This window comes from Oleiphilus sp. HI0079 (assembly GCF_001635105.1).
Genome location: NZ_LWFT01001201.1, coordinates 1 through 808, shown reverse-complemented (window position 1 = coordinate 808; position 808 = coordinate 1). Strand labels below are relative to the sequence as shown.

Genomic DNA, 808 nt, shown 5'->3' with positions numbered 1-808 from the left:
CCGGCTTCGTATCACCAGGAAATACAACGAATAATACATTTTGATCCCAAGCTTCTTTAAAGCGCTCAATCGTGAACGTTAAGTTTCCTTTCGATGGATCCGCAATAAAAACACGATCATTCTCCACCGTCTTTACGACAACGAAATGCTTGTAACCCGCGTACTGAATTGGAACGATCGCTGGGTGATCCAAGTCGATTAGGTCTTGCATCTCCGCTTTAAAGCCACCAGCAGGAAAACCTAAGGCCGTAACGAGGCGCTTCATGTCCAACATCGAGAAACCACGGCGCTCTACAATTCGCTCGTTCTCACCGTAATGAAGTAAGCCCTCCATCACTTGGCGCTCTTGAAAGTTTCGCCCAAGATAATGCTGAAGGATCGTCGTAAGGGCTGCAGAGCCGCAACTATAATCGTATGCTTGGCGAACGATGTTGCGGAACTTGATTTCTGAATAAGGCTCTACCTCCGCGGAATAAAACAACTCGGGCCTATCTAGGTCAAAGTCGTAATACACGACGCCTTGCTCATGCGGCTCAATCTCCTTGAATCCGTAAAGCAAGTTAAGAAATAGTATCGATGCTGTAGTAACCAGAACCATTTTATTATTCCGGGTGTAATCCCATTCGACCACGCAGCCGCACACTACGTGTCAGTCTCATTATTCTTGATGCGAACGATACCGCAATTGGCTGTTTTTTAAAGATAACCAGTGCTCAATCTATAGGGGCACAACAAAAAACGGGAGCCTACTAAGCTCCCGTCAACGCTATTTAGAATGACTTACATTCGCTCAACGATTGCGCTTTCC

General features: G+C 46.2%; 1 protein-coding gene. It reads right to left on the bottom strand.

Annotated features, from left to right (window positions below):
• A partial coding sequence (locus tag A3750_RS21395) for a C39 family peptidase (protein ID WP_082873386.1) occupies window positions 1-598 on the bottom strand: 598 nt, incomplete at its 3' end.
• Between the last annotated feature and the right edge of the window lie 210 nt (window positions 599-808).